A 3,960-nucleotide genomic window follows, 5' to 3' on the forward strand; every position below is an offset into this window, starting at 1 on the left:
ATTCAATCTGCCATTGACCGTTGGCGTCAACTGTGGCGTTACCCGCTGCTTTCCAATTCCCACCAGATGTGCGGTACTGAATCTCAATAATCGCGCCGGGTATTCCGGTACCGCGTAATATTGGAGTTGTATCGTCGGTCACATCGCCAGATTTAAGCTCCCCTTTTGAATTACCTGCATCATCCACAGCCTGAATAATTTCAACTTTATCTGGAGCTCGGTACTCATCGGCAATGTTAAGAATAAATTTATTTGACGCCTCGCTCTCGTAGCCACGCCCATCGGTAGCCGTCACATACAACGAATGCTCACCGTCAGCCAGCGTTGGGGTAATTTCCCAGTAGCCATTGCTGCTGGCTTTAACACTGCCAATCAGCTGGTCCTGCTTGTTGTACAGGCGAACGATGCTGTCCGGCTCGGCCACGCCTTTCAGGGTTGGCGTACGATCATCGGTCTGCTGGCCGGAGCTGACCAGACCGGTTTTATCGCCGAAATCATCCCCTGCACCAATAATCAGCGGCTGGTCCGGTGCGGTAAGGTCGACGTTGACGATAAACAGCGATGGCGCACCGACGTTGCCGGCGCGGTCAATGGTACGCACGGAAAGGTTGTGCGGGCCTTCAGCCAGCGGAAACGGCGGCTGCCAGCTCCAGCTGCCGTTAGCGGCAATGGAGACGGTATAGACGGTACTGTCCATCACAATTTCCATGATGCCGCCGGCTTCTGATGGCGCGGAGCCGCTAAAGGTGCGTTGCGGATCGGTGGTCCAGAGTTGTTTTGCGTTGGTGAGTGCTGTGCTCATGATTATTCCTGCTTAATAATTAACGTCCTGGTAAAACTGTCCAAATCAAACGACAGGCGGCGATTATTAGTTGATCGGATAATTCTCCCAACAAGAACGGTCTTGAAGGAAAACTGGCGGCGCGCGGGGAAAAGGACACGGATTTTTAGCCGCAGCAATGGCTGGCAGGCTATACTGGCGCGCACGCAGGTCGCAGGGAATAGAGCCATGGCCAAATACCAGCAGCTGGTAGATCAGCTACGTACGCAAATCGAAGCACGCATCTGGCCGCCGGGTGAAAAGCTGCCGTCGCTGCGCCAGCAGGCGGAGCAGAGCGGGTTAAGCCTGATGACGGTGATGCACGCTTACGAAGTGCTGGAGAGCCAGGGCTGGATTGTGTCGAAGCCGCAGTCGGGCTATTACGTGGCACCGCGCGCGGCGGAGAGCCGTCCGCGTTTGCCAACCCAGGCAATCGCTAAAACCGATCAGGCCGATACCAACAGCTTCGTGTTTGACGTGCTGCAGGCGACGCGCGATCCGGCCATCATGCCGTTTGGTTCTGCTTTCCCCGATCCGGAACTGTTTCCCCAGCGCCAGCTGATGCGCTCGCTGGTGAAGGTCTCGCACAATCTTAAACCCACCGATGCCCTGAATAATCTGCCGCCCGGTAATGAAGCGCTGCGAAAAATCCTCGCCCAGCGTTATGCGCAGCAGGGCATTACGCTGTCGCCGGATGACATCGTCATTACTAACGGTGCGATGGAAGCGCTGAACCTCAGCCTGCAGGCGGTGACCGAACCGGGCGACTGGGTGGTGATTGAGAACCCTTCCTTCTATGGCGCGTTGCAGGCGATTGAACGGCTTAAGCTGAACGCGATTGCTATCGCCAGCGATGTGGAGCAGGGCATCGATCTGGATGAGCTGGAGCAGGCGCTGCAGCGCTGGCCGGTGAAAGCCTGCTGGCTGATGACCAACCGGCAGAATCCGCTCGGCTTTACCCTCAGCGCCGGGCGCAAACAGCAGCTGGTGGCACTGCTGACGCGTTATCAGGTGGCGATGATAGAGGACGACGTCTACAGCGACCTGTATCACGGCCACGATAAGCCGTTGCCGGCCAGAGCGTTCGACCGCGAGGGTTACGTGCTGCACTGCGGCAGCTTTTCGAAAAATCTGGTGGCGGGATTTCGCGTGGGCTGGGTCGCGGCGGGGCGCTATGCGCAGCGCGTGCAGCGCATTCAGATGATGAGTACGCTCTCGACCAGCGCGCCGATGCAGCTGGCGCTGGCGGATTTTCTCAGCACCCGCAGCTACGATACGCATCTGAAAAAGCTGCGTCAGACGCTGGCGAAGCGCAAACAGCTGGCACAGCAGGCGCTGCGCCGCGTGCTGCCCGCCGAGGCGCACATCAGCGATACGCCCGGAGGCTACTTTTTGTGGATTACCTTGCCAGAGCAGATTAACGCCACGCAGCTGTATCATCTGGCGCTGCAGCAGGGCATCAGTATTGCGCCGGGCCAGCTGTTTTCCAGCAGCGAGAGTTTCAGCCACTGCTTCCGCTTCAACACCGCCTGGCCATGGGATGCACGCGCCGAGGCGGCGGTGGAGACGCTGGGAGCGTTAATTGGTCAGCTGGCGCAGGGCGTTGCGGTAGAGAAGTGAGTGGTTTTTCCCTCACAACACCCGCAGCATTCTCACTTCGCAATCCACGTGGCCGGTACAGCCCATCGCGTCCTCAATCTGTTCAAAGCCCAGCGACTGATAGAGCTTAATGGCGCGCGTCAGGCTGCCGGTGGTCTCAAGGTAGCAGCGCCGGAACCCGCGCTGGCGGGCAAAATCCATTGCGCGCAGCGCCAGTTCGCGCGCTAAACCCAGCCCGCGCACCGACGGCAGGAAATACATCTTCTGCAACTCACAGATATCCGGTGCGCTGCAGGCGAGCGGTGCCACGCCGCCGCCGCCGACCACCTGACCCTCATGCTCCACGATCCAGTAAGCGCTGTCCGCTGCACTGTACAGCTCAAACAACCGATCGAGCTGCGGGTCGGACACGGTATAACCTTTATCCGCCGTCAGGCCAAACTCGGCGGAGACATCGCGGATCACCTGCGCAATCCGCGGATTATCGGCGGCGACAATCGGGCGCACCTGCAGGTTAAGTGGCGTGGCGGTGGTCATCATAATCTTCCGATAGAAAAAAGCCGGGCAGTGCCCGGCTTCGATTAAGCGTCAGGACTGAAGCGCTTACAATGCCGCAATCACGCCCTGCTGTTCAATCAGTTTTGCTTTTGATTGCTCCAGCTCGGCTACGCGCTCGCGCTCTTTCGCCACCACCGCTTCCGGTGCGCGCGATACAAAGCCTTCGTTAGCCAGTTTGGTCTGAATCTTCTCGATCTCGACATCCAGCTTCACCAGCTCTTTTGCCAGACGCTCCAGCTCGGCTTCCTTGTTGACCAGATCTGCCATCGGGATCAGCAGCTCTGCGCCATCAACAATCTTGGTCACCGAGACCGGACCTTTCTCGCCGGCTGGCAGAATGGTCAGGCTCTCCAGACGCGCCAGGCGCGACAGGAAGTTGCGGTTCTCTTCAACACGACGCTGCGCCGCCGGCGAGCAGTCGCGCAGCAGCACGTCGAGCGGCTTGCTTGGCGCGATGTTCATTTCGGCACGGATATTACGCACCGCCACAATCGCCTGCTTCATCCACTCGATATCGGCCTTCGCTTCCGCGTCTTCCTTCGCCGCGTCATACTGCGGGAACGGCTGCAGCATGATGGTATCGTGATCGATGCTCTTCAGCACTTTCACGCGCTGCCAGATGGTCTCGGTAATGAACGGGATGATCGGATGCGCCAGGCGCAGCAACGCTTCCAGCACCGTCACCAGCGTGTTGCGCGTGCCGCGCAGCTCCGCTTCGCTGCCGCTGTTCATCACCGGCTTGGTCAGCTCCAGATACCAGTCACAGAACTGGTTCCAGGTGAAGTCGTACAGAATGTTGGCAGCGATATCAAAGCGATAGCTATCCAGCGCTTCACGGTACGCTTTCACGGTGCTGTTGAATTCCGTCAGGATCCAGCGATCCGCCAGTGACAGCTTCAGCTCGCCGCCGTTCTGGCCGCAATCCTGATCTTCGGTGTTCATCAGCACGAAGCGGCTGGCGTTCCACAGCTTGTTACAGAAGT

Annotated in this window: 4 protein-coding genes; 1 reads left to right on the top strand and 3 read right to left on the bottom strand. The window is 58.6% G+C overall.

All coding sequences use genetic code 11. From position 1 onward, the window contains the following. A partial coding sequence (locus tag QMM04_RS21415; RefSeq protein WP_282996980.1) for an Ig-like domain-containing protein occupies positions 1 to 802 on the bottom strand: 802 nt, incomplete at its 3' end. A 207-nt stretch (positions 803 to 1,009) separates the two neighbouring features. Between QMM04_RS21415 and QMM04_RS21420 the strand changes: the two genes are divergently transcribed. Beyond that, positions 1,010 to 2,440, top strand: a complete 1,431-nt coding sequence (locus tag QMM04_RS21420) for a PLP-dependent aminotransferase family protein (protein WP_021506715.1) — start codon at positions 1,010 to 1,012, stop codon at positions 2,438 to 2,440. Positions 2,441 to 2,452: 12 nt separating this feature from the next. On the opposite strand, the gene QMM04_RS21425 is transcribed toward QMM04_RS21420, so the two are convergent. Together QMM04_RS21425 and QMM04_RS21430 are read right to left on the bottom strand one after the other, a co-directional pair. Further along, positions 2,453 to 2,956 carry a GNAT family N-acetyltransferase gene (locus tag QMM04_RS21425; protein WP_282996982.1) on the bottom strand — a complete coding sequence of 168 codons (504 nt, stop codon included), beginning with the start codon at positions 2,954 to 2,956 and terminating at the stop codon, positions 2,453 to 2,455. Positions 2,957 to 3,022: 66 nt separating this feature from the next. Beyond that, a partial coding sequence (locus QMM04_RS21430) for a class I tRNA ligase family protein (RefSeq protein ID WP_282996981.1) occupies positions 3,023 to 3,960 on the bottom strand: 938 nt, incomplete at its 5' end.

The sequence above is a fragment of the Pantoea sp. Pa-EAmG genome (assembly GCF_030024295.1).
GTDB lineage: Bacteria > Pseudomonadota > Gammaproteobacteria > Enterobacterales > Enterobacteriaceae > Pantoea > Pantoea dispersa.

Excerpts from the sequence above, each read along its gene's own strand:
- QMM04_RS21420 (WP_021506715.1), top strand. The coding sequence starts at position 1,010 with ATGGCCAAATACCAGCAGCTGGTAGATCAGCTACGTACGCAAATCGAA.
- QMM04_RS21425 (WP_282996982.1), bottom strand. The coding sequence starts at position 2,956 with ATGACCACCGCCACGCCACTTAACCTGCAGGTGCGCCCGATTGTCGCC.